The organism is Calothrix sp. NIES-2098 (genome assembly GCF_963875125.1).
GTDB lineage: Bacteria > Cyanobacteriota > Cyanobacteriia > Cyanobacteriales > Nostocaceae > Aulosira.
The window spans coordinates 6,564,352-6,585,142 of record NZ_CAWNKJ010000001.1 but is presented as its reverse complement, the minus strand read 5'-3'; the positions used below and the strand labels follow the sequence as shown (position 1 = coordinate 6,585,142).

Sequence of the window (20,791 nt, the reverse complement as noted above, 5' to 3'; positions counted from 1 at the left end):
AAAAAAATGGATATCTGGTTTTGGTTAATTTATTGACGGAATTTGCTGCATTTATCCATTACTATTAGTCAATTGTCAATCTTTGGCAAATATACTCAAAGATTTGGCTACGTAAGATACTGTTATTTATTCCTTCATCTACCTGAGTTTAATTGACTTGAATTCACGATATTTTTGAGATAAATACAACACATGAGTGAAGGTAAGCGCCAAAAAACTGCTCTGATTACTGGAGCTTCTAGCGGAATTGGCTACCAACTAGCACACATTTTTGCCCGGAATCATTACAATCTTGTGTTAGTAGATAAAAAAGAAGAAAAACTTAATGAGATGGCGGAGGAATTTCCGCAAAAGTTTGGCATTTTTGTCAAAAACCTGGTTAAGGATTTATCTATACCAACATCGCCAGTAGAAATTTTTGATGAGTTACAACAAGCATCAATCGTGGTTGATGTGTTGGTTAACAATGCTGGATTTGGGACTTATGGAGTATTTGCTGAAACAGACCTTAATGCTGAACTAAAAATGCTACAGGTCAATATAGTAACCCTCACCCATTTAACCAAGTTGTTCCTCAAGCCTATGGTAGCGCAAGGCTACGGAAAAATATTAAATGTTGCTTCGGTTGCTGCTTTTCAACCAGGGCCTTTAATGGCAGTTTATTTCGCTACTAAAGCCTATGTTTTATCCTTTTCCGAAGCAATTGCTAATGAATTAGAAGGTTCAGGGGTTACAGTGACTGCGCTTTGTCCGGGGCCAACAGCAACAGCATTTCAGCAATCAGCGGCGATGGAAGATTCTAAGATTTCTAGCGTTAATCGCATGATGGATACAGAAAGAGTTGCCAGAATTGGTTACAGCAGTTTGATGGCAAATAAAACAGTTGTAGTTCCTGGTTTAAGAAATAAAATATTGGCTGAAAGTGTAAGATTTACACCCAGAAAGCTGGTGACAAAAGTAGTAAAAAGTATGCATGAACTGAAGAAAAATTAGGAATTTCCTAATCGCAATTCTGCTAAAAGTTCAACATCAATGGGAGAGGTTGCGAGAATTTGATGCTTAATACCTCCCCAGATGCTTCCAGTACGGACGCGATGCAGGGCTAATATTTCCGGGATTTCATGAGAAATTAAAGCTTCTACTGGTGCAAGTTGACCGATCGCGCGCGCACGATAGTAGTGATGCGACTGTGATAAGGCACGATCTAGTTGTTTTGCAATGATTTCTGGGGTTTCTTTTGCTGCATCGAGTAACAGAAGATAGTGAGGTGGATTCGCAACGGGAACTAAACTTTTAAAATGAGTTTCCTGTAAGTTCATGCTATTTAAAGCATCATTGACAAAAGCTGCGTGCAACTTTTCGCCCACTAAATCGCTAATGGCTTGGTGTCGCCCCAGAAATTCTAAACAGGGAGTTTGACGATACCAATGAGTTACCCGGACGCGATCGCCTATACGATAACGATACAAACCTCCCTTTTGTGACAAGATAATCGCGTACTCCTTTCCGATGCTGAGTTCGTGTAATCGATGTAGCGAACCACCATCATCCTCAAACTCGAAAAACACCTCATCGAGAACCGGAACATAACCCGCAGCAGCAATCAACGGAATCGTCATTGGGGCTTCGGTGGCTAGCAGTCCTTTACCTTGAACTAACACGCTAGGAAATTGCGATCGCAATCCCTGTGCTTTATCGGCGGCGTTAGCGCTATCCCAGCAGGAAATCAGCTTTAAATTTGACCACAGTTGTGTCCAGGGAATTTGACTTTCGCTGAGGAGTTGCAAGCGATCGCGCGATATGCGGTTGTATAATTCTGCTTGCAATAACTCTCGATTTTCCTGAATGTATTTTAAATGTACTTCTAGGAAACTCGGACTCCAAATCGAAATAATTTCCAGTGTCTCCGCCTGCAATAAAGCCAAAGCCAACTGATGTTTAAATAACTGCGGATCGTGGAGGCGATTGAGTCCATCCGGTATCACTAACCAAGGACGTAGCAACCAACGCAACCAACCATCCAAATAATCTAAGTCATCCTGTGAAGATTGAGAATCGGGAGGATTTAATTGCGGCGAAATACAGGCGTACAGCTTACCTGTAGAAAATTTGGGGCCATGTACAATCAGATCGTGTGCCCATACACAAAACATCTGATTGAAAGATTGCCGCAAAGACTGAGTATAAGGAATCCATTTCGCCGCCCCGCTACTACCAGAAGTTTTTTCATAAAACAAAATAGGTTCGGGAGTCAGAGGAATTTGTCGAGATTTTTGATGTCCTAAAATCCAAGGTTCGAGTGCATCGTAGTCAACAATCGGTACGCTTTGCCAATCTGCTACAGAACTAATTCCCAAAGCTTTACCATACTCACTTTTAATTAGGCGATCGCAAATCTTTTTCTGTACTGATATCTGCATTAACTCAGGTTCATTCAATGCTTGCTGAAATCGCCTTGCACTGGCGGAGAGAAATTGCCCAAAAAGCTGAATAATCGGACGCATTATGGCACTTGCTGGTTAGGAGAAAGGTTTGTGGCCATTGTTAGAAATGTACCATCCCCAATGATTACACCAGGTGCGAGAATAGATCCGGCTCCCACAAAGACATCATTGCCAATCTTGACTTTTTTGACATACAACATCAGGTTTTGTTTGCGGGGCTTGATGACATGGGAGGAAATTGCAACGCGATGACCCATAACCACGCGATCGCCAATTTCCAATAAACCGCGATCGGCAATTTCTAATCCCGGTGTCCAGTAAACATTTCGCCCTACCTTAGCACCCCACAATCGCAACCATAACGAAAATGCTCCCGGAATCAGCCGCAGAATGGCTTCCAATACTGGAATAGTAATATAAATTACCTGGATTTGATGGCTACCCCACCAAGGGCTATATTCTTTGCCAATTAAATAACTAATGCCTTCCTGCACTGGGTACACCCATTGATGCCAACGGTAAACTATTAAAGGCAAACCATAAATAGAAAACAACACAGCCAGAATACTAAATATGCTAGGTGAATAGGCGAGATAAACTATTGCTCCCGCAGTTAGCATTAATATCAATGTAGGAAAAAATAACAGAATTGTACTTAAAAAAGTCATGAAAATGGAAACAAGAGTTTTTGGGTGAAAGTTAATGAGGTAGTAATTCCAATTACAGAGGGCGCTTCTTTACTTTCGTAGTAAGTTCTATGTAACTTATCCCAAATTTTTAAATTAGCACCATAATTGCAATTATAAACTTCGCTGCAATGATGCCATGCATGATCCTGCGGTAGGATTAACCAAGAAAATAAAAATCGATAGAGCCAGCTATTTTCTCTAACGCTCAAGCGGCTATGTCGCCATAAATCCAAGGCAGAAGTTAAACTTACTCCAACTAGATAAACTGTTGGGTCAGCTAATAGATATATAAACAAAGTGTGTATCCATAAATAAATAATTAGCAAACTTGTCCAAAGGGTATTTCGAGAAGTGCCTAGCACATCCATTTGAGTAACAGTATGATGCACTTGATGCACTGGCCAAAACCATTTGGTATGCAATAAACGATGATTCCAATAATACAAGTAATCAACTAAAATAAAACTGAGAATAAAAGTAAATATTGGTGATAATTTTAGATAGCCTTGATAATCAGGCAATAAATTTTGGTAAAGCCCATAAACTAAGGTCGTCTGTAGTAAAGGAATTAAAATTCCTTGAATTGTTAAACCTATACTATCTAGTAACCAATCTTCACGACTTTTAACTTTTAGTTGAGTGCGACTGAAGCGGTCTGCAATCGTCCAGCCGACTAATCCGATAAAAGTCACAAAAATTAAACTTTGTGCCAAGTTTTGCACATTTAAATTCTGATATAGCATTTCCTATATTTCTCAATTTTGAGCAACAATCATCAGACTGAGATTGAGTTTATTTTATATAGGATAACTACCTACACCTTGCTGAAAAACTGATAGTTATAGTATTTTTCGAGAAATTGCCAGCTTTGGAAGAAATTACTCATAATCTTGATGGCTGAATCCGCAGTTGATATTGCTAGTTTTGCTTATAGGTAACGATTGCCTGCCTTCGGTTTACACGGATGCATTAATAATATTTTTTACTGGATAATTTAGATTGTGTAATGGGGAAATTTGCTGTAGTGGGTATGCACTCTGCCTACTCTGCCTGATAATCCCTCCAAGTTTGATGTATACCATGAGCCAAAATTTTCATATTCAGAGTGACTTACAGCGAGACGATCTCTACTGCTCGTTTTTGGAACATCTGCCAATTGCAGCTGCAATGCTAGACCGTGAAATGAAGTATTTGCTAACCAGCCAACGATGGTTGAGCGAAATAGGTTTGGAGGAGCAAGATATTATTGGCCGATCGCATCTTGAGGTATTTCAACAGTTCTGCGAACCATTGACAGAGGCATATCATTACTGTCTGAGGTCAGCCCTGGGATTATGTTTAGAAGAGGAATTTCAGCAGTTTGATGGTCTAACAGGCTGGCGTCAGTGGACGCTTCTCCCTTGGTGCAACAGTGCCGGGGTGACGAACGGAGTGATGCTTTTGGCTGAAGACATCACCCATCGCAAACAAGCAGAACTGGCGCTACGTCGGGAACACAAACAAGCTGAAGAAGCTATGTTTCGCCTAGCGGCAATTGTCGAGTCCTCGGAAGATGCCATTATGAGTAAAACCTTGGATAGTGTAATTCTCAGCTGGAATTATGGCGCAGAAACACTGTTTGGCTATACAGCAAAAGAAGCGATCGGTCAATCTGTAACCATACTGATTCCTAGCGATCGCATGAATGAAGAAACCCAAATTATTGAGAAACTCAAACGTGGAGAACGAGTTTCTCACTTTGAGACAGTGCGCCAACGTAAAGATGGAACGTTGATTGATATTTCGCTGAGTATTTCTCCAGTCAAAGATGCCACAGGCAAAATCATTGCGGCTTCCACAATTGCTCGCGATATCGGTGCGCGTAAACAAGCCGAAGAAGCGATGTTTCGCCTAGCGGCAATTGTCGAGTCTTCAGAGGATGCCATTATCAGCAAAACCTTGGATGGGCTGATTGTCAGCTGGAATCGTGGGGCAGAAACATTATTTGGCTACACGGCAAAAGAAGCGATCGGGCAACCTATGGTAATGCTTGTTCCTGGCGATCGCATCAATGAGGAAGCCCAAATTCTGGAGAAACTCAAGTGCGGCGAACGAGTCGATCACTTTGAAACCGTGCGTCAACGAAAAGACGGAAAGCTGATTGATATTTCGCTGACGATTTCTCCAGTCAAAGATGCCACAAGTAAAATCATCGGTGCCTCTAAAATTGCTCGCGATATTGGCGTTCGCAAACAAGCCGAAGAAGCTTTGCGACACTCAGAAGCTCAATTGCGGCAGAAGGCGATCGATCTCGAAACAACCTTACTTGAACTGAAGCGAACCCAGACTCAGCTAGTGCAAAACGAGAAAATGTCTAGTTTGGGTCAATTAGTGGCTGGAATAGCTCATGAAATTAATAACCCAGTCAACTTTATTTATGCTAACTTCAATCCTGCCAATGAATATATTCAAGATCTGTTAGGACTACTGCAATTGTATAAACAACATTATCCCAGCCCAGTAGCAGAAATACAGAATAAAAGCAAGGCTATAGACCTAGATTTTCTGGTAGAAGATTTGCCTAAATTGCTCTGTTCAATGGAAGTTGGTGCAGACCGAATTAAAAAGATTGTACTCTCATTACGGAATTTCTCTCGTATGGATGAAGCCGAGATGAAATCGGTCAATATTCATGAGGGTATTGATAATACGCTCATGATTTTACAGAATCGCCTCAAAGCCAAGCAAGATCGTCCAGAGATTGAAGTAATTAAAGAATATGGCAACTTGCCTTTAGTTGAGTGCTACGCTGGACAACTCAACCAAGTGTTTATGAACATTATTAGCAACGCCATCGATGCCCTCGAAGAACGAGACGAATGGCGCACATTTGAGGAGATGAAACAACAGCCTAGCCAAATTCGGATTTGTACAGAGATTGTCAGTCCAGATCGCATAAAGATCGGAATTTTAGATAACGGTTGCGGTATCCCAGAATCTGTGCAACAGCGATTGTGCGATCCATTCTTTACCACTAAGCCAGTTGGCAAGGGGACAGGATTGGGAATGTCGATCAGCTACCAGATTGTCACCGAGAAGCATGGTGGCTCATTACAGTGGCATTCTATACCCGGTCAGGGAGCCGATTTTGTGGTTGAAATTCCAATTCAACAGTCTAAGCAAATAGGCCCTCAATTGAGAAAAACCCATCTTTATTGAGTAGTGTAGGATTCTGATAAGTAACTCGGTAGAAATAAACCAAACTAGCTTACCAGAGTAAATATCGGGCATCCTAACTCACAAGTAAATCCATATTAGAATATTAATCAAGATTAAATGGAAGCATTCCAACTAAACGATTTTGAATTTTAGCTTGCTTATGATTAGTATCAATATTTCCTTGTCTGACTCAATGAAAACTTTTGTTGAGGAACAAGTAATAAAAGGTGGCTATGCTTCAATAAGTGAATACCTTTTAGATTTAATCAATCAAGACCAACAGCGCCAAGCTCAAGAAAATATAGAGGAACTTTTAATTGAAGGACTGGAGAGTGGAGATTCAATAGAAGTTACTGATGAATGGTGGGAACAAAAACGTATATACCTGATTAACAAGCCGCTTCAAGAACAATAATGACAAAGCGGATAATTATTACACCTAAAGCCAGTTTAGATATAGATGAGCATTTTGCTTACATTGCCCAAGAAAACTCTGATGCTGCACTACATTTTTTTGATGCTGTTAGGGAGACTTTTGCATAGTTAGCAAAAATGCCGATAATGGGGAGATTATATAAAGTGCAGAATCCTCGTTTAAAAGGTTTGCGTAAGTGGGTTGTTAAGGATTTCAAAAAGTATCTGATTTTTTACCTTCAAGCAGATGAAAATATTCAAATTGTGCGAATTCTCTATGCTAGAAGAGATATTGAGAGAATTTTGGAACAAGAACTGTAGTGTATAAGCGATCGCTTTTTTGATGAGTGTAAAGAGCGATCGCATCTCTACAATGCTGAAGATTTCAACTAAATTTAGGTTTCTACATATAGATAAGTTAGGGCGTTATTATCAAGCATTGGTCGAATACCAAAATGAAATACTATATTTTTTGATATCGCATTCCTGGGAGTTGCGAAACTAAACCCATCAGTTCTAACTGTAACAATGCGCTAGAAACTGAGCCAGCAGCCAAGCCTGTTTGCTGGACAATAAAATCGAAAGGCAAAGTATCAACAGCGATCGCATCTATTACCTGTTGTAATTCTGGTGATAAATCTGGCAAACTCAACTGCTGGGGTGGTAAGGATTCTGCAACTATATCGATTTGTGGTATTGCTCCTAGCATTTTTAAGAGTTCGTCTAGTTCTTTAAGAATTATCGACGCTCCTTGACTAATTAATTTTAAACAACCTTGGGATGGGTAGTCGTCTAGCCTGCCAGGTAATGCATAGACATCTCTACCAAAATCATTGGCGTAAGTGGCGGTAATTAACGCCCCTGATTTTAAAGGTGCTTCTATGACTAAGATGGCACGGCTTAAACCTGCAATAATGCGATTGCGGCGGGGAAAGTGGGCGCGATCTGGTGGGGTTTTGGCGGGATATTCACTTACTACTAATCCCGCGCTCAAAATCTGTTTGTACAAATCCCGATTTTTTGGTGGATAAATCACATCTACACCTGTACCCAAAACTGCGATCGTGCGTCCACCTGCTTTCATGGTAGCTAGGTGGCTTTCAGTGTCGATTCCTTCAGCCATCCCAGAAACAACTGTAAAGCCGTTTTTCGCCAAAGCTGTGCTAATCTGGCGAGTCCAACGGATACCGTAATCTGAGGGTTGGCGAGTTCCGACAATTCCAACTAGAGGTTTGTGTCCAAGATTTTCTTGTAGTTCGACTTCGCCGCGATAGTACAAACTTGCGGGTGGGCTGGGTGTTTCCAATAACAAGCGGGGATAATCTGCATCTGCTGGCGTCCAAAAATGCGGGTTTTCTTCCTGGTGTTTGATGAGTATTTGTTCTGGATGCAGATGCGATCGCTGTTTTACCACTTTTGCCAATGTCTGCGCACCAAAACCCTCTACCTGTGCCAATTCCGCCCCAGTCGCTTTCCAAGCTGTTGCTAGCGTGCCAAAATGCTGTTGCAAGCGCCGTAGCAATACGGGGCCAATCCCAGAAATTTGCGACCAAGCTAACCAATACGCACGTTCTTCTGTCACTTGCTCATCCTCACACCAACTTGATTGAGTATTCCCAAATTCGGTTGAGCTGTTGATGTAAGTTTGATGAACTTTGTAATTTAGCTGCTTGCCAAATTTTAAATGAAATTTATCAACTGATTTCGTTAAACTTTTGATAATTTTCTGCTAGAAATCAAGTATAAAATTTTAGAATTGAGTTAAGAAATTACTAGGCTTGTAAGGTAAGTTCTCATCTAGAAGTACTGGCTCTACATTGCTGTTTTGTAGTGCGAAAATCTTGAATTATTACAGTTAAAATCACGTGCCATAAAAAAGGTTACTGGCAATGTGTAGATAGAATAATGGTGCAATATTATGTTGTTAGAGTTAAACGATCTATTTGATGTCAAAACTATCCGTCAAGACTTTCCCCTGTTACACCAAGAAGTTTACGGCAAACCACTAATCTGGTTAGATAATTCTTCCACAACTCAAAAACCCCAAAGTGTAATTGACACGCTTACACAGTTTTACAAGCAGTATAATTCCAACGTTCATCGCGCTGTCCATACCCTAGGAATACAAGCTACAGATGCTTATGAAGCAGCCAGAGAAAAAGTACAACATTTTATAGGTGCAAATTCGGCATCAGAAATTATCTTCGTGCGCGGAACAACAGAAGGAATTAACCTAGTAGCTCAAACCTACGGACGCAAATATATTCGTGAAGGAGATGAAATTATTCTTTCCACATTGGAACACCACTCTAATATCGTTCCTTGGCAAATGTTAGCGCAAGAAACAGGTGCAATTTTAAAGGTAATTCCGGTTAGCGATCGTGGCGAAATTCTCCTCGAAGAATACGCTCAACTTTTGAGTTCGCGTACTCGCATTGTTGCTTTGGTTCACGTTTCTAATGGATTGGGAACTATTTTGCCAATTCAAGAAATGACGGAAATGGCACACCAATATGGGGCGCGTGTGGTGATTGATGGCGCTCAAGGTGTCCCCCATCTCAGCGTAGATGTTCAATCCTTAGACTGCGATTTTTATGCTTTCTCTGGTCACAAAATGTTCGGCCCGTCGGGAATTGGTGTGCTTTATGGGAAACAAGAAATTCTTGAAGATATACCGCCTTGGCAGGGTGGCGGTAGCATGATTCGCAGTGTCACTTTTGAGAAAACCACTTATGAGGTTCCACCCGCCAAATTTGAAGCAGGAACTCCCAGTATTGCCGATGCGATCGCATTAGGTGCGGCTATCGATTATCTTACTAACTTAGGGATGAATAACATCGCCCAGTACGAGCATAAACTCACCGATTACGCGATGGCACAACTCGCCCAAATTCCCGGATTGCGTTTGATTGGGACAGCGAAACAGAAGGTTGGCGTGTTGTCCTTTATCTTCGAGGATATCTCCCCAGTCGAAGTGGGACAGCTTCTCGCTTTAGAAGGTATAGCCGTGCGTGCAGGCCATCACTGCGCGCAACCCACAATGCAAAGGTTTGGCGTGACTGGGACAGTTAGACCTTCCTTAGCGTTTTACAACACTTATGAAGAAATTGATTCTTTAGTAGAAGTGCTGCGTCAAATCAAGCTTTCCAATTAAAGAATTGTGCATAAGTATAAGCGATCGCTTCATCAATCACGGTGCGCACGCCTTGGCTAGAACTCCACCATTTTTTTGGATTGTAGTCTCGTGTTTTGGCAGCGATCGCACCTATTTTAATCTGAGGAAGTACTTTTTGAAATAGCAACCAACTCCTACGTGTATGCGCATCCCAAGAGAACAGATTAATTGATTTTGGTTGTAAATGTGAGTTCGATAGCCACCGACCAAATTCAACAGCTGAAGTATAGCTACGATCCTTTATTACAAAAGGTGCAGGTACAGCCACTACTTTTTCAGATTCCATACCCAGTTTTTTTAAAGTGGCAGCTGCTACGTCTGCATAGGTATTATATCCAGTCAAATAATTTCCTATTTCTAAAGTGCCTCCTGTGGTAATTATTTGGCGATAATTACCGCTTTTAAATTCAGCAACAACTTCTTGTAGTGCATAGTCTGGTAGCCATCCTTCCACAACCAATATTTCTGCTGATTGAATGGGAGAAGTAACGGCCAGAAATGGATGGATATGAGTAATCGTAAAAATTATTAAAGCTGCAAATAAAGCGATCGCAATTATCCATCCCTGAACCGTCAGTATCCACATTTCTTGGCGTTTGATTAATCTGAATTTAGGAAGTTTTAGCCGCTGGCGATTTTTTATCTTCTGCATTAGGCTTTTTGCAAACGCTGTTGTTTCAAATAACTAAACACAGATTTGTCGCCAATATCCGCAGGAATTGCTTGCACTGTTTTACGCAAAGCAAATACTAAAAATAAAATTGCCCAAATTCCCAAGAGAACCTGTTCCGCCTGAATTGGTAGAATCCCCACCAAATGGCCTAACAACAACAACGGTACAGTGAAAGTTAATATCTTTGTTTCTAAGCGATTAAAGCAAAAAGCCTCTTTAAAATAAATACCAGTCAAAGCTACAAAGGTAAATCCGATCCCAAATAAAGTCAGAGGATGATTGTAAACGGTGACAGCCAAAGGTTCATTACTAGACAGCGCCAATCCGATTGATGTAATGCTACCAATTACCCAAAAAACCTGTAAAAATCGGTGCAGTATAGCCATATATATATGGATGGTTAATAAGCTTACACCGAGAGCCAGAGTAAAACAGGCGTATAGTGGAGTTAGCACTGTGTAATTTGGGTCATTGTTGAACAACACTAAAGCGCTACCGATAGCAAAGCTGAGTGCAGCAATAGTTAATCCAGCGCGATAAATAATTACACCAATGCGATCGCTTTGAGTAATTGTAAATTCCCCAAACTGACCTTGATAAACTTCTGGGGCTGATAGTGTTTGTGTAGTCATAGTAAATCAGTTATGAGTCTGGATTGAGAATTAGTCCCTCGTACTTAGTCTAATAACAAATCACAAAGAAGGCGTAAAGGGCACAACTCTCATGTTTTTCTCTGTGCTTATGTGTCCTCTTCAATTTAGGGCAAACCTATCTTAAAAGAAAAATCACTTTTTCGGAAAATCTCCGATCGCTTCTGTATTTATAGTTAGTTAAAGTTGCTGAAAGTTCAATTTTATACTCTTTAATCATCTGGCTTTGGGAGAATATATGAGTTTGATAACAAAGTTAACAGCGGGATTGTTGACTTTTGCAACATTGATGGCGGGAATATTGCCTGCAATGGCTCGTCCGGCGACCTTGACGAGTAGAAGTAATCTGCGAACGAGTGCATCTTTGACCGCCAGTGTAGAGGAAATCTTACCATCAGGTAGTAATCTGGAAGTTTTAAATCTTACAGTAGGAGATGATGGCGATTACTGGTACTTTGTCCAACCAACAGTGGAAGGAACAGCAAGAGGTTGGATACGCAGCGATTTAGTCAGCTTTAAGCCGAGCCAGAAGCGCTATGCAACTATATCTGGGGAGCGCGGGTATAAAATTAATGTGCGTTCCTCTCCCAACTTAGGAGGTAAGGTTCTGCACACCGGGCTATCCGGTGATTTGGTGACGGTTGAAGATTCCTATCAACAGGCGGGTGAATATCGTTGGTATCGCATCAAGTTCCCAAATAATGTTACTGGTTGGGTGCGAGAAGACCTTTTATCAATATGGCCGCAAGGATGTATTATCATTTGTCCCGTACATTAGGCGTTATTACTAATTATTTGGACTTCTAGACTATCTTGCAACTCGATCTGTAATTGTGAATTTGCATTACCGCTATTGATGGCAATTTCTACCCAACCATGACTTCCAACTAAAGCGATCGCTTCTCCAACTTCAACATCACTGTAAGTTGCATGCCCTGGTATAGTCAACCCACGAACTTGCACGCACCAGGTTTTACCTTCGACATAACTTCCAGGAATATTGCTAATTAAGTTGCCGAAGCGGTCAATATATTGAATACAACCGACTACACCAGTTGTTGTTTCTTGGCATTCACCTAGATTTAGCTGTACCAAAGTCGCTGGATCGATTTCTTGCCCTAGTTCTTGAATAGGGACGCCACTAGCAAGATTAGCTCCCACTGGTGCAAAGATATCTCTACCGTGGAATGTGGTACTTGCTTGGGGAGTTCGCCAATAGTTACGATTTGTTAACTCAACCGCTGCGATCGCGGGATTTTGACTGAGTATGCCACTAAAGATGCCATTATCTGGCCCTACTAGAAAACCTTGGGCAAATTCTACAGCGATCGCTCTTCGCTTGCTTCCCACTCCCGGATCTACCACAGCTATATGCACTGTCCCCACAGGGAAATAAGGATAAGCATTCATCAAACAAAATCTAGCAGCAGCGATACTTTGCGGCGGAATCTGGTGGGTCAAGTCAATTGCTGTTAGTTTGGGGTTAATTTCGGCAATTACTCCCTTCATCACACCGACATACACATCGCGATCGCCAAAATCGCTCAGTAAGGTGACGATACTTGCTTTGCCATCAAGGATTCTCGATCGATCCATTGGTATACACGGTGTGTATCTATAAATATATAATAAAGCAGATATTTCTGTAACAAAGACTACGAAATTTGTGCTATATTAAGAAGACAGCACAAAGATGATGATAGATAACCAGGTAATCATTATGAATACAAATAGACTCCAAGCTGCTAACAAAGCTAAAGAAGCTCACAGACAAAATATTCAAAGAGATATCGAACGTCGTTTGCAAGTAGCCAGATCTCAGGGTGACGAAAAACTAATTCGTCAATTAGAAGATGAAATGCGTTACTGCGCTTAAATCAGCCCTTCAAAGTTATAGTTTTGTTGTGTGTAAACCCGCTAGCGCGGGTTTTTGTTTGGCATTAGTCAATGGGCATTTATCACCAGATGGTTAATATTTGGTGACAAATCTTCCATCAAGCTGATAGCCCCATTCATGAGAAGGCTAGAAATAGCAGCTTGACTCTATTGTGAAAGTGCAAATCGCTCCCTATCTACCCTTTTACGTTTTTGGCTTGTAAGTGGAAGTAACGTGCAATTCTTTCAACTGCTTTGGATCTACCGCAGAAGGCGCATCCGTCAACACACAACGAGCTTGCTGTGTCTTCGGAAAAGCGATGACATCGCGGATTGATTCTTCCCCAGCTAATAACATCGCCAACCGATCTAAACCGTAGGCGATGCCACCATGAGGTGGTGTACCATATTCAAACGCCTCTAAGAGAAAGCCAAATTTATTTTGTGCTTCTTCAGGTGACAAACCTATGGCTTCAAACACCTGTTCTTGAATTTCTCGTTGGTAAATCCGCCGACTACCACCGCCAACTTCAAAGCCATTAAATACCAAATCGTAAGCTTGAGCGCGGGCGGTTTTTAAGTCATGCAAATCGTCAGGATGGGGTGCGGTAAATGGATGATGCAGCGCTTCTAGGCGTTTTTCATCAGCATTCCATTCAAACATGGGAAAATCGGTAATCCAGAGCAAATTGATTTTTTCTGGATCGATTAATCCGAACTCCTTAGCTACAAATTGCCGCAATCTATCTAAAGTTTTATTAACTGTAGCTGCATCGCCAGCCCCAAATAGCAATAAATGACCGGCTTGTGCGCCTGTACGGCGTAAAATTTCCGCTTTTTGTTCAGCCGTCAGGTTGTCTTTAATTGCGCCAATAGTGTCAATTTCACCATCTTCTCGAACGCGGATATAAGCTAAACCCTTAGCTCCAGCTTCACTAGCTTCTTTGAAGATATCCCCGCCTGGTTTGATGCGGACATTAGAAATTGCATCGTTACCATTGGGAATTGGCAGAATTTTGACGATACCACCGTTGGCGACAGCATCCCGAAAGACTTTGAAACCAGAATCTTTTAAGACATCAGAAACATTAACTAGTTCCAAACCGTAGCGGGTATCTGGTTTATCGCTACCGTAGCGTTCCATCGCTTCGGCGTAGGTAAGACGGGGGAAAGGATGATGTAACTCAATACCTTTAACGCTTTTGAAAATATAAGAAACTAACTTTTCGTTAAGTTCGATAATTTCTTCTTGAGACATGAAACTCATTTCCATGTCCAACTGGGTAAATTCAGGCTGTCTATCAGCGCGTAAGTCTTCATCGCGGAAGCAACGAGCAATCTGATAGTATCTGTCCATACCAGATACCATCAGCAATTGTTTAAATAGCTGGGGTGATTGCGGTAAAGCAAACCACTCACCAGGATTGACGCGACTGGGGAGAATGTAATCCCGCGCTCCTTCTGGGGTAGAACGGGTAAGTATGGGGGTTTCAATTTCAATAAAACCTTCTACGTCTTCTAAGTAGCGGCGCATAGCTTTTACAACTTGATGGCGCAATTGGATATTCCGCGCCATGCGTTCGCGACGCAAATCTAAGTAGCGATACTTCAGCCGCAAGTCTTCTCTAACTGTCTCCGTGTCCGCTGTGGAAACTTGGAAAGGTAACTGTTTGCGGACACCGTTGAGCAATTTAATCTTATCGGCGTAAATTTCTACTTCGCCTGTAGGTATGCGAGGATTGAGGGATTCGTCGGGACGTTGCGTTACTCTTCCAGTGATTTCGACAACGTATTCATTCCGCAGAGCATTTGCTGACTCATAGGAATCTGGGGTGCGTTGAGGATCGCTCACAATTTGGACAATGCCAGAGCGATCGCGTAAATCTAAAAATATCACGCCCCCATGATCGCGGCGACGGTCTACCCATCCGTACAAGGTGACAGTTTCTCCAATATTTTCTTTTCGGAGCGCGCCGCAATAGTAAGTTCGCATAGTAGTTAATTCTGTTCTTCCGCTATAGATGGGCAAGTAAATGTCAAAGCTTTCCCATTATCTAGCATCAATAGTATCTAATTGAAGACAAGATGGCATAATCTCCGGCCATTGGGCTGAGGAGATCGGAAAGATGTGTCTTTAAGTTACTATAGCCGAATGGGAATTCATAAGTACTAGTGGTGAAGGCTGTCCCGATGACAAAATGTTCATAGCCATGCATTAAGGAAATAGTGACATAGAGGCGTAAAAACGCAAAAAAAGGTCTTCCAGCTAGAAAATGGGGATAACCAATCGAGAAGGGCGCTAGAGGTATACCTAGCTTCGCAACAATCCAATAGAACTTCTCTGGATGCTCAAAAAAACTTCTTTTCTTCCATAAGCACCGATCGACGTATTTTGTTTTGTCTTCCCTATAGATGCAAGCGGAATTTTACTAGATTAACTTTGCATTTAATCCAAAATGTCACAAATTTTAAGCCAAATTGACCACAAAATTGCGAGCACAAAAGTTAAATTTTAAACTAGGCGTTTAATGTATAACCTCAATCTTATTTACCATAGATGATTGGTTATCTGGTTAAGAATAAAGATTATTTCTATGAGAGGCTGTATATTAACGCCAAGATTTTAACAACATCCAACACGACTAAATTTTGAATTATTTAGTCAGAAGAGTCTTGGCGTTAATCAAGAATAAAAATTCCGTTTATACTTGGGTCGGCTTCTCATAGATACTAATACTAAGTTAATATTTCCACTGAGCAGGATAGTGAGGTTATTTATGGCTTTTTCTGGTGGCTGTTTGTGCGGTGCAGTACGTTATGAATGTCAGGCAGAACCTGTCCTAGCAATGCATTGTCAGTGTGAAAACTGTCGCAAAACTAGTTCTACAGGGCATAGCTCAAAATTGGCAATTCCCAAAGCAGCATTGAATATATCTGGCGAATTGAAGTTCTATGAAACTCCAGGCGACAGTGGTAATACTGTACGCCGAGGTTTTTGTCCAATGTGCGGATCGCATATCTATGCTGAATCTTCTGGTTTTGATGAAATAGGAGCAGTCTCGGCCAGCAGCCTAGACGATGTATCCATATTTCAGCCTAGTATGGTGGTTTATGCCTCCAGTGGGCCAGCATGGGATTATCTCGATCCGCAGTTACCTAAGTTCCCTAAAATGCCTGCTATGTAAGATATGGCTTAGAGAATTTAATTAATTCGGTTTTTCCAGAGAAAACTCAAAGTGTTCTTACACTCAACACCTGAGGCGGTGTGGAATCTGGTGGATAGATAACATCTACCTGTACCATTCGTTTAGTTGCAGGTGGTAGTGTCAGCTGTACCAAAGGTTCTAAAACTTGACCTGTTCTGTGCCACAAATGGACATAACGTGTTTTTTGTTTCCCTTGGTCATCAGTATATTGCAGCCGCACTGTACCGCGGAAAAAAGGAAAATCTAAGGAAGGTTTGCGAAAACGTAGACCACCTTGAGATAATTTATCTTCTTTTAACGGTGTTTCTAATGTGACACTGACTTTTTGCGTTTGGTTGGTAGTATTACTCAAGGGTAAGCGGAGATTATATTCCACCCCATAATTACCATGAGCTTCATAGGCTGTATCTGGATAGCGTACTAACATATTGGCAGTTTGAATTTGTCCGCTACCCAATTGACCGCCACGTAGGGTAACTAAAGGATAAGAAATTGCCTTACCACGCTGAGGAATTGTGAGAGTCTGGTCTTTGGAGTTATCTACAAGTAAAGCTTGCCACTGAGAACCCTGAGATACACCAGCTACACGCCCGTAAATCAGCGCACCACCTGTAGCATTTGGGGGAGTAGGAGTTTTATCTCGTGGCCCAGCAAAGTTGCCAGTATTGAGTAAAGCTTGCCATTCTGCTAGGGTAGGAGAGCGATCGCTACCATTAGCATTTTTCTTGGCAAACATTGCTAAACTGGCTGCATAAACTTTGCCACTACTACGCAGCCGCATAAAGCTAGACCGACCATTGACAGGTTTTTCCAGATTTTTGACCGGAATTGGATGATTTAATAACAATCGGCTTTGACCTGCTGGAATTACCAGCTTGGCCGGAAAATCAGCTTGGCGAATTCCTCGTAATACATCGCTAACAGCACGAGCACCCGGCCCAGAGTAGGTTTTACCATCATTATTTTCGATGTAGGGTGCTAAGGTGACAAAAGGCGCATCCTGCAATAAATAACTCGCCGCTTGCAAAACATCAACTGTTACTGCTTTCTTAGTTGGGTTCTGCAAAATTACGCCTAGGTAAAGCGTTTGTAAATCCTTAGGGGTGTGGGTATAGTGGTGAGCAAATAAGTCAAAGCGTCCCTCAAAGGGAAAATTTAGATGTGCAGCTGAGACTTTTTTCCCATTTGAGGGAAATGTAGAAAGTAAAATTCCCTCAGTTTTGACCCATTCTGGGCTATTGCTATTAAATACAGGAATAGTATCGAGCTTGCCAGGTAAAGCGCGTACTTCCCCAGCTTGGACAATCTCTTGAGGCGCAGGCTTGGGTGAAGTTTGGGCGACTACTACTGAATTGTTAGGGTAGCCATTAGAGTTAAAAGCCGTGTATCTCAAAGTTTGTGAAAGGGCAACTCCTAATAAAAATAAGCATATAGGTGCAATCAGTTTGTCTTGAGGCTTATTAGCTGGCATAGTTATCTATTTTCAAGGAAACTTTGGTGCAAAGAATCACCTGTTGTAACTACAAGCCCCTTGAAGGAGATTTCTTAATCAATGGTTATTTGTCAATAGTCAAGCGTCAAGAGTTAATGGTCATTTGTCATTGGGCAAGAAGGCAACAGGCAATAAATAGGTAAGAGTAATTTTTCTCCCTTGTCCTCCTTGTCCTCCCTGTCCCCCTGCTCCCTTATCCCCCAAAACCAGGGATTAAACGCTTAAGGGCACGACCAGCAACATCGCCATAGCGCAGTTCGCCACAAAGAATTTTACCCATAATCTGGGCACCAGAAGGACGCTTCACACCAACGTTGTAACCAATTTTTGGAAAGCGATAAAATGCGTTAGCTAATTTTTGCGCCCAAGCCATATCAGTGCCCCATTGTTCGTTAATGCTGTTGGTATATTCTTCTAAAGCATTGATATCGCCTGAAAGCGCCTGATTAATAGCACTTGCTGCCAGCAAACCACTAAAAATCGAAGGACGAATACCTTCTGCTGTCATCGGGTCAACTACACAAGCTGCTTCTCCAGCTAAAACAGCATTTTGGGTATGTAGCTTTTGATTCCCATTCCACAAGGTAATAGGATGACCGTATTGCTTGCAGGTTTTGACATCTACATTAAAAGATTGAGCGTACTCATCCAAAATCTTCTTGAAATCTTGAGGTGCGCCACCAATAAATGTCCCTACACCAAGGGAATAACCTTCAGCTTTAGGGAAGTTCCAAATATAGCCATTTTTGACCAGGCCAAATTCAAAATGAGCCGTGGATTTGTTCTCAAAATCGGCAGGAACTTCTGCCTCTAAAGCTCCTGCTAAGTGACGTTTGCGGTCTTTAAAGCCTAGCCATTTTGCCATCGGCCCTTTAGCACCATCAGCCGCAATTAAGTAGCAACCTGTAAATGAGCCGTTGGCTGTGTTCACCTGCCAAGAGTCTGCTTTAAACTCAATGCCAGTTACTTCTGTATCGTCTTGGAGTTGCGCCCCTTGTTGCTGGGCTTGTTGAACAAGAAAATTGTCAAAAACATCTCGCCGCACCATCCAAATCGGTTCTTTAACTCCAATTTTCGCTTCTACTGGGTCTTCCATATTCCAGGTAAAGCGAAGAGAGTCTACCTTTACGGAAATCGCTGGGCTAAAATCAAAGTCAAACCATTGCGCGATCGCTGGTGATACTCCACCACCACAGGGTTTATATCTTGGCAGAGATTCTTTTTCTAAAACTAATACTGAGCGACCTTGTTTGGCTAAATGATACGCAGCTGTTCCACCTGCTGGCCCGGCTCCGACGATGATGCAGTCATACATATGGCTAAATTTTTGCTCCTCAATTAGCCCACCAAAAACTTATTTGTTGAGCATTGCCCACCCTAGACTAGTCTCTGTTTAGGGCGCATACAAAATTCTAGCTTATTACGTAAAACCACAGAGAAACACCGATGGCTAACGATGAATATCTGTGGTTTCAGATTTAAAGATTGGACTGGAGTTAATGGTCAAAAGTCAAGAGTCATTAGTGATTTTTTCTAACCCAATGATGCCAGTTGCTACAACGCGACGGCACTTCCTTCAAGTCGGCGTTCGCCCTTGGCGTTGCCGAAGGCTAGCCGCCCAACGGAGTGCCTTGGAAACCCGTCTAACGCAGTGGCTCCCCCATGTCCTATACCCTAGACAGTGGTAATGTCTTTTTCTTTTTCTGCCAATAATTCGTCAATTCTGGCAGTATATTTATTCGTTAATTTTTGGAGTTTGTCTTGTTGGTCTCGCGATTCATCTTCGGAAATTTCTGCGTTTTTCTCCTGTTTGCGTATTGAGTCTACAGCATCGCGGCGGATGTTACGAATCCCAACACGACCTTCTTCGGCATATTTAGCAGCGATTTTGACTAGTTCTTTACGGCGATCGCTTGTCAAAGGTGGTATATTGAGCCGAATTACCGAACCGTCGTTGCTGGGGGTTAACCCTACATCTGACAGAGAAATTGCCTTTTCAACTATATTCAAGCTGCTGCGATCGTAAGGTTGAATCAGGATAGTGGTGGCATCAGGCGTACTGATATTTGCCAGTGATTTCAAAGGGGTAGGTGTACCGTAATACTCTACCAATACCTTATCTAGTAGACTCGCATTGGCGCGACCAGTACGAATCGTGTTAAAAGCGCGTTGAGTTGCCTCAACGGTATGTTGCATTTTACTCTCAGCTTCAGCTAATTTCACAAGAACCTCCCACAAGGGTGCCGATGGATTCTCCCATGACTGCGCGGTGAATATTACCTCGCACTGTCAGGTCAAAGACCAGAATCGGAATATTATTTTCTTTACACAAGGCAATCGCGGTAGTATCCATTACCCGCAAATCTTTAGCCAAAACATGGGCGTAGGTGAGGCTGGTGTAACGTTTGGCATCAGGATAGACATGAGGGTCAGCATCGTATACTCCATCTACCTTGGTGGCTTTAAAAATCACTTCAGCATCGATTTCTGCGGCTCTTAAGGCAGCAGTAGTGTCGGTTGTAAAGAAGGGATTTCCAGAACCCGCGCCAAAAATTACCACCCGTCCTTTCTCAAGATGACGGATGGCACGACGACGAATATACGGTTCCGCTAATTCTTGCATAGCGATCGCAGTTTGCACTCGCGTCTGTACCCCTATTCGTTCTAACGAATCTTGCAGCGTCATGGCATTCATTACCGTGGCAATCATCCCAATGTAGTCAGCGGTTGCCCTGTCCATTCCCGCCGACGCCGCTTTGACGCCACGAAAAATATTGCCGCCGCCAACGACGATAGCGATCTGAACGCCAGTGGCTACCACCTCTCCTACCTCTTGAGCTATTTCTTTGACCACTTCTGGATCAATCCCATAGCCCATGTTACCCATTAAAGCTTCACCGCTCAGTTTAAGTAAAACCCGTCGGTAATTCGTTCCCATGAAGTTACGCTTTATCGAAAAAGTTGCAATTGCCTCC

At 42.2% G+C, this 20,791-nt stretch carries 22 protein-coding genes; 10 read left to right on the top strand and 12 right to left on the bottom strand.

What is annotated here, in order from left to right; all coding sequences use genetic code 11:
* Nucleotides 1-192: 192 nt before the first annotated feature.
* Nucleotides 193-993 (top strand): SDR family NAD(P)-dependent oxidoreductase, encoded by an 801-nt coding sequence (locus tag AACU33_RS27555; RefSeq protein WP_096592763.1) that lies wholly within the window; start codon nucleotides 193-195, stop codon nucleotides 991-993.
* On the opposite strand, the gene AACU33_RS27550 is transcribed toward AACU33_RS27555, so the two are convergent.
* The 3 genes from AACU33_RS27550 to AACU33_RS27540 are packed head-to-tail and all read right to left on the bottom strand — an operon-like array spanning nucleotide 990 to nucleotide 3,876.
* Nucleotides 990-2,504, bottom strand: a complete 1,515-nt coding sequence (locus AACU33_RS27550; protein WP_096592760.1) for a GH3 family domain-containing protein — start codon at nucleotides 2,502-2,504, stop codon at nucleotides 990-992. The two genes, AACU33_RS27555 and AACU33_RS27550, sit on opposite strands and share 4 nt — an antisense overlap.
* Nucleotides 2,504-3,112 (bottom strand): acyl transferase, encoded by a 609-nt coding sequence (locus AACU33_RS27545; RefSeq protein WP_096592758.1) that lies wholly within the window; start codon nucleotides 3,110-3,112, stop codon nucleotides 2,504-2,506. Before AACU33_RS27545 ends, AACU33_RS27550 begins: the two co-directional genes overlap by 1 nt.
* Nucleotides 3,109-3,876, bottom strand: coding sequence for a sterol desaturase family protein (locus tag AACU33_RS27540; RefSeq protein ID WP_096592755.1), 768 nt, complete (start codon nucleotides 3,874-3,876; stop codon nucleotides 3,109-3,111). The genes AACU33_RS27545 and AACU33_RS27540 overlap by 4 nt, the downstream gene beginning before the upstream one ends.
* Before the next feature lie 337 nt (nucleotides 3,877-4,213).
* Here AACU33_RS27540 and AACU33_RS27535 point away from each other — a divergent pair, with 337 nt between their 5' ends.
* From AACU33_RS27535 to AACU33_RS27520, 4 genes are all read left to right on the top strand, one after another.
* Nucleotides 4,214-6,331, top strand: a complete 2,118-nt coding sequence (locus AACU33_RS27535) for a PAS domain S-box protein (RefSeq protein ID WP_096592753.1) — start codon at nucleotides 4,214-4,216, stop codon at nucleotides 6,329-6,331.
* A gap of 160 nt (nucleotides 6,332-6,491) precedes the next feature.
* Nucleotides 6,492-6,746 carry a ribbon-helix-helix domain-containing protein gene (locus AACU33_RS27530; RefSeq protein WP_096592750.1) on the top strand — a complete coding sequence of 85 codons (255 nt, stop codon included), beginning with the start codon at nucleotides 6,492-6,494 and terminating at the stop codon, nucleotides 6,744-6,746.
* On the top strand, nucleotides 6,746-6,874 hold the full coding sequence (locus tag AACU33_RS27525; protein WP_339376324.1) for a type II toxin-antitoxin system RelE/ParE family toxin: 129 nt from the start codon (nucleotides 6,746-6,748) through the stop codon (nucleotides 6,872-6,874). The genes AACU33_RS27530 and AACU33_RS27525 overlap by 1 nt, the downstream gene beginning before the upstream one ends.
* Nucleotides 6,875-6,883: 9 nt before the next feature.
* Nucleotides 6,884-7,066: a type II toxin-antitoxin system RelE/ParE family toxin gene (locus AACU33_RS27520; protein WP_339376323.1), complete on the top strand. Its 183-nt coding sequence runs from the start codon at nucleotides 6,884-6,886 to the stop codon at nucleotides 7,064-7,066.
* Nucleotides 7,067-7,208: 142 nt separating this feature from the next.
* On the opposite strand, the gene dprA is transcribed toward AACU33_RS27520, so the two are convergent.
* Entirely contained in the window at nucleotides 7,209-8,327 is a 1,119-nt protein-coding gene (gene dprA, locus AACU33_RS27515; RefSeq protein ID WP_096592748.1) for a DNA-processing protein DprA, read from the bottom strand.
* A 336-nt stretch (nucleotides 8,328-8,663) separates the two neighbouring features.
* Here dprA and AACU33_RS27510 point away from each other — a divergent pair, with 336 nt between their 5' ends.
* Entirely contained in the window at nucleotides 8,664-9,899 is a 1,236-nt protein-coding gene (locus AACU33_RS27510; RefSeq protein ID WP_096592744.1) for a cysteine desulfurase, read from the top strand.
* Here AACU33_RS27510 and AACU33_RS27505 read toward each other — a convergent pair.
* On the bottom strand, nucleotides 9,883-10,572 hold the full coding sequence (locus AACU33_RS27505) for an ElyC/SanA/YdcF family protein (RefSeq protein WP_096592741.1): 690 nt from the start codon (nucleotides 10,570-10,572) through the stop codon (nucleotides 9,883-9,885). The genes AACU33_RS27510 and AACU33_RS27505 overlap by 17 nt on opposite strands.
* A complete protein-coding gene (locus tag AACU33_RS27500; protein ID WP_096592739.1) occupies nucleotides 10,572-11,225 on the bottom strand; it encodes a DUF2301 domain-containing membrane protein in 654 nt (217 codons plus the stop codon). The genes AACU33_RS27505 and AACU33_RS27500 overlap by 1 nt, the downstream gene beginning before the upstream one ends.
* 256 nt (nucleotides 11,226-11,481) lie before the next feature.
* Between AACU33_RS27500 and AACU33_RS27495 the strand changes: the two genes are divergently transcribed.
* Nucleotides 11,482-12,021 (top strand): SH3 domain-containing protein, encoded by a 540-nt coding sequence (locus tag AACU33_RS27495; protein ID WP_096592736.1) that lies wholly within the window; start codon nucleotides 11,482-11,484, stop codon nucleotides 12,019-12,021.
* Here AACU33_RS27495 and AACU33_RS27490 read toward each other — a convergent pair.
* Nucleotides 12,018-12,839 (bottom strand): SAM hydrolase/SAM-dependent halogenase family protein, encoded by an 822-nt coding sequence (locus tag AACU33_RS27490; RefSeq protein ID WP_096592733.1) that lies wholly within the window; start codon nucleotides 12,837-12,839, stop codon nucleotides 12,018-12,020. The two genes, AACU33_RS27495 and AACU33_RS27490, sit on opposite strands and share 4 nt — an antisense overlap.
* Before the next feature lie 124 nt (nucleotides 12,840-12,963).
* Between AACU33_RS27490 and pirA the strand changes: the two genes are divergently transcribed.
* Nucleotides 12,964-13,119: an arginine synthesis PII-interacting regulator PirA gene (gene pirA, locus AACU33_RS27485; RefSeq protein ID WP_339376322.1), complete on the top strand. Its 156-nt coding sequence runs from the start codon at nucleotides 12,964-12,966 to the stop codon at nucleotides 13,117-13,119.
* 204 nt (nucleotides 13,120-13,323) lie between these two features.
* On the opposite strand, the gene aspS is transcribed toward pirA, so the two are convergent.
* Nucleotides 13,324-15,111 carry an aspartate--tRNA ligase gene (gene aspS / locus AACU33_RS27480; RefSeq protein ID WP_096592728.1) on the bottom strand — a complete coding sequence of 596 codons (1,788 nt, stop codon included), beginning with the start codon at nucleotides 15,109-15,111 and terminating at the stop codon, nucleotides 13,324-13,326.
* 784 nt (nucleotides 15,112-15,895) lie between these two features.
* On the opposite strand from aspS, the gene AACU33_RS27475 reads away from it, so the two are divergent.
* The gene (locus AACU33_RS27475) at nucleotides 15,896-16,303 is read left to right on the top strand and encodes a GFA family protein (RefSeq protein WP_096592725.1); all 408 of its coding nucleotides are present in this window, start codon (nucleotides 15,896-15,898) and stop codon (nucleotides 16,301-16,303) included.
* 46 nt (nucleotides 16,304-16,349) lie between these two features.
* Here the strand turns inward: AACU33_RS27475 and AACU33_RS27470 are convergent, their stop codons facing one another.
* Both AACU33_RS27470 and AACU33_RS27465 read right to left on the bottom strand, forming a co-directional pair.
* The gene (locus AACU33_RS27470; protein ID WP_096592723.1) at nucleotides 16,350-17,795 is read right to left on the bottom strand and encodes a DUF3370 domain-containing protein; all 1,446 of its coding nucleotides are present in this window, start codon (nucleotides 17,793-17,795) and stop codon (nucleotides 16,350-16,352) included.
* A 214-nt stretch (nucleotides 17,796-18,009) separates the two neighbouring features.
* Nucleotides 18,010-19,131, bottom strand: a complete 1,122-nt coding sequence (locus AACU33_RS27465) for a geranylgeranyl reductase family protein (protein WP_096592720.1) — start codon at nucleotides 19,129-19,131, stop codon at nucleotides 18,010-18,012.
* Nucleotides 19,132-19,282: 151 nt separating this feature from the next.
* On the opposite strand from AACU33_RS27465, the gene AACU33_RS27460 reads away from it, so the two are divergent.
* Nucleotides 19,283-19,504, top strand: a complete 222-nt coding sequence (locus tag AACU33_RS27460; RefSeq protein ID WP_339376321.1) for a hypothetical protein — start codon at nucleotides 19,283-19,285, stop codon at nucleotides 19,502-19,504.
* Here the strand turns inward: AACU33_RS27460 and frr are convergent.
* Both frr and pyrH read right to left on the bottom strand, forming a co-directional pair.
* Entirely contained in the window at nucleotides 19,491-20,039 is a 549-nt protein-coding gene (frr, locus tag AACU33_RS27455; protein WP_096592718.1) for a ribosome recycling factor, read from the bottom strand. The genes AACU33_RS27460 and frr overlap by 14 nt on opposite strands.
* A complete protein-coding gene (gene pyrH / locus AACU33_RS27450) occupies nucleotides 20,026-20,754 on the bottom strand; it encodes a UMP kinase (RefSeq protein ID WP_096592715.1) in 729 nt (242 codons plus the stop codon). The genes frr and pyrH overlap by 14 nt, the downstream gene beginning before the upstream one ends.
* Nucleotides 20,755-20,791 lie beyond the last annotated feature (37 nt).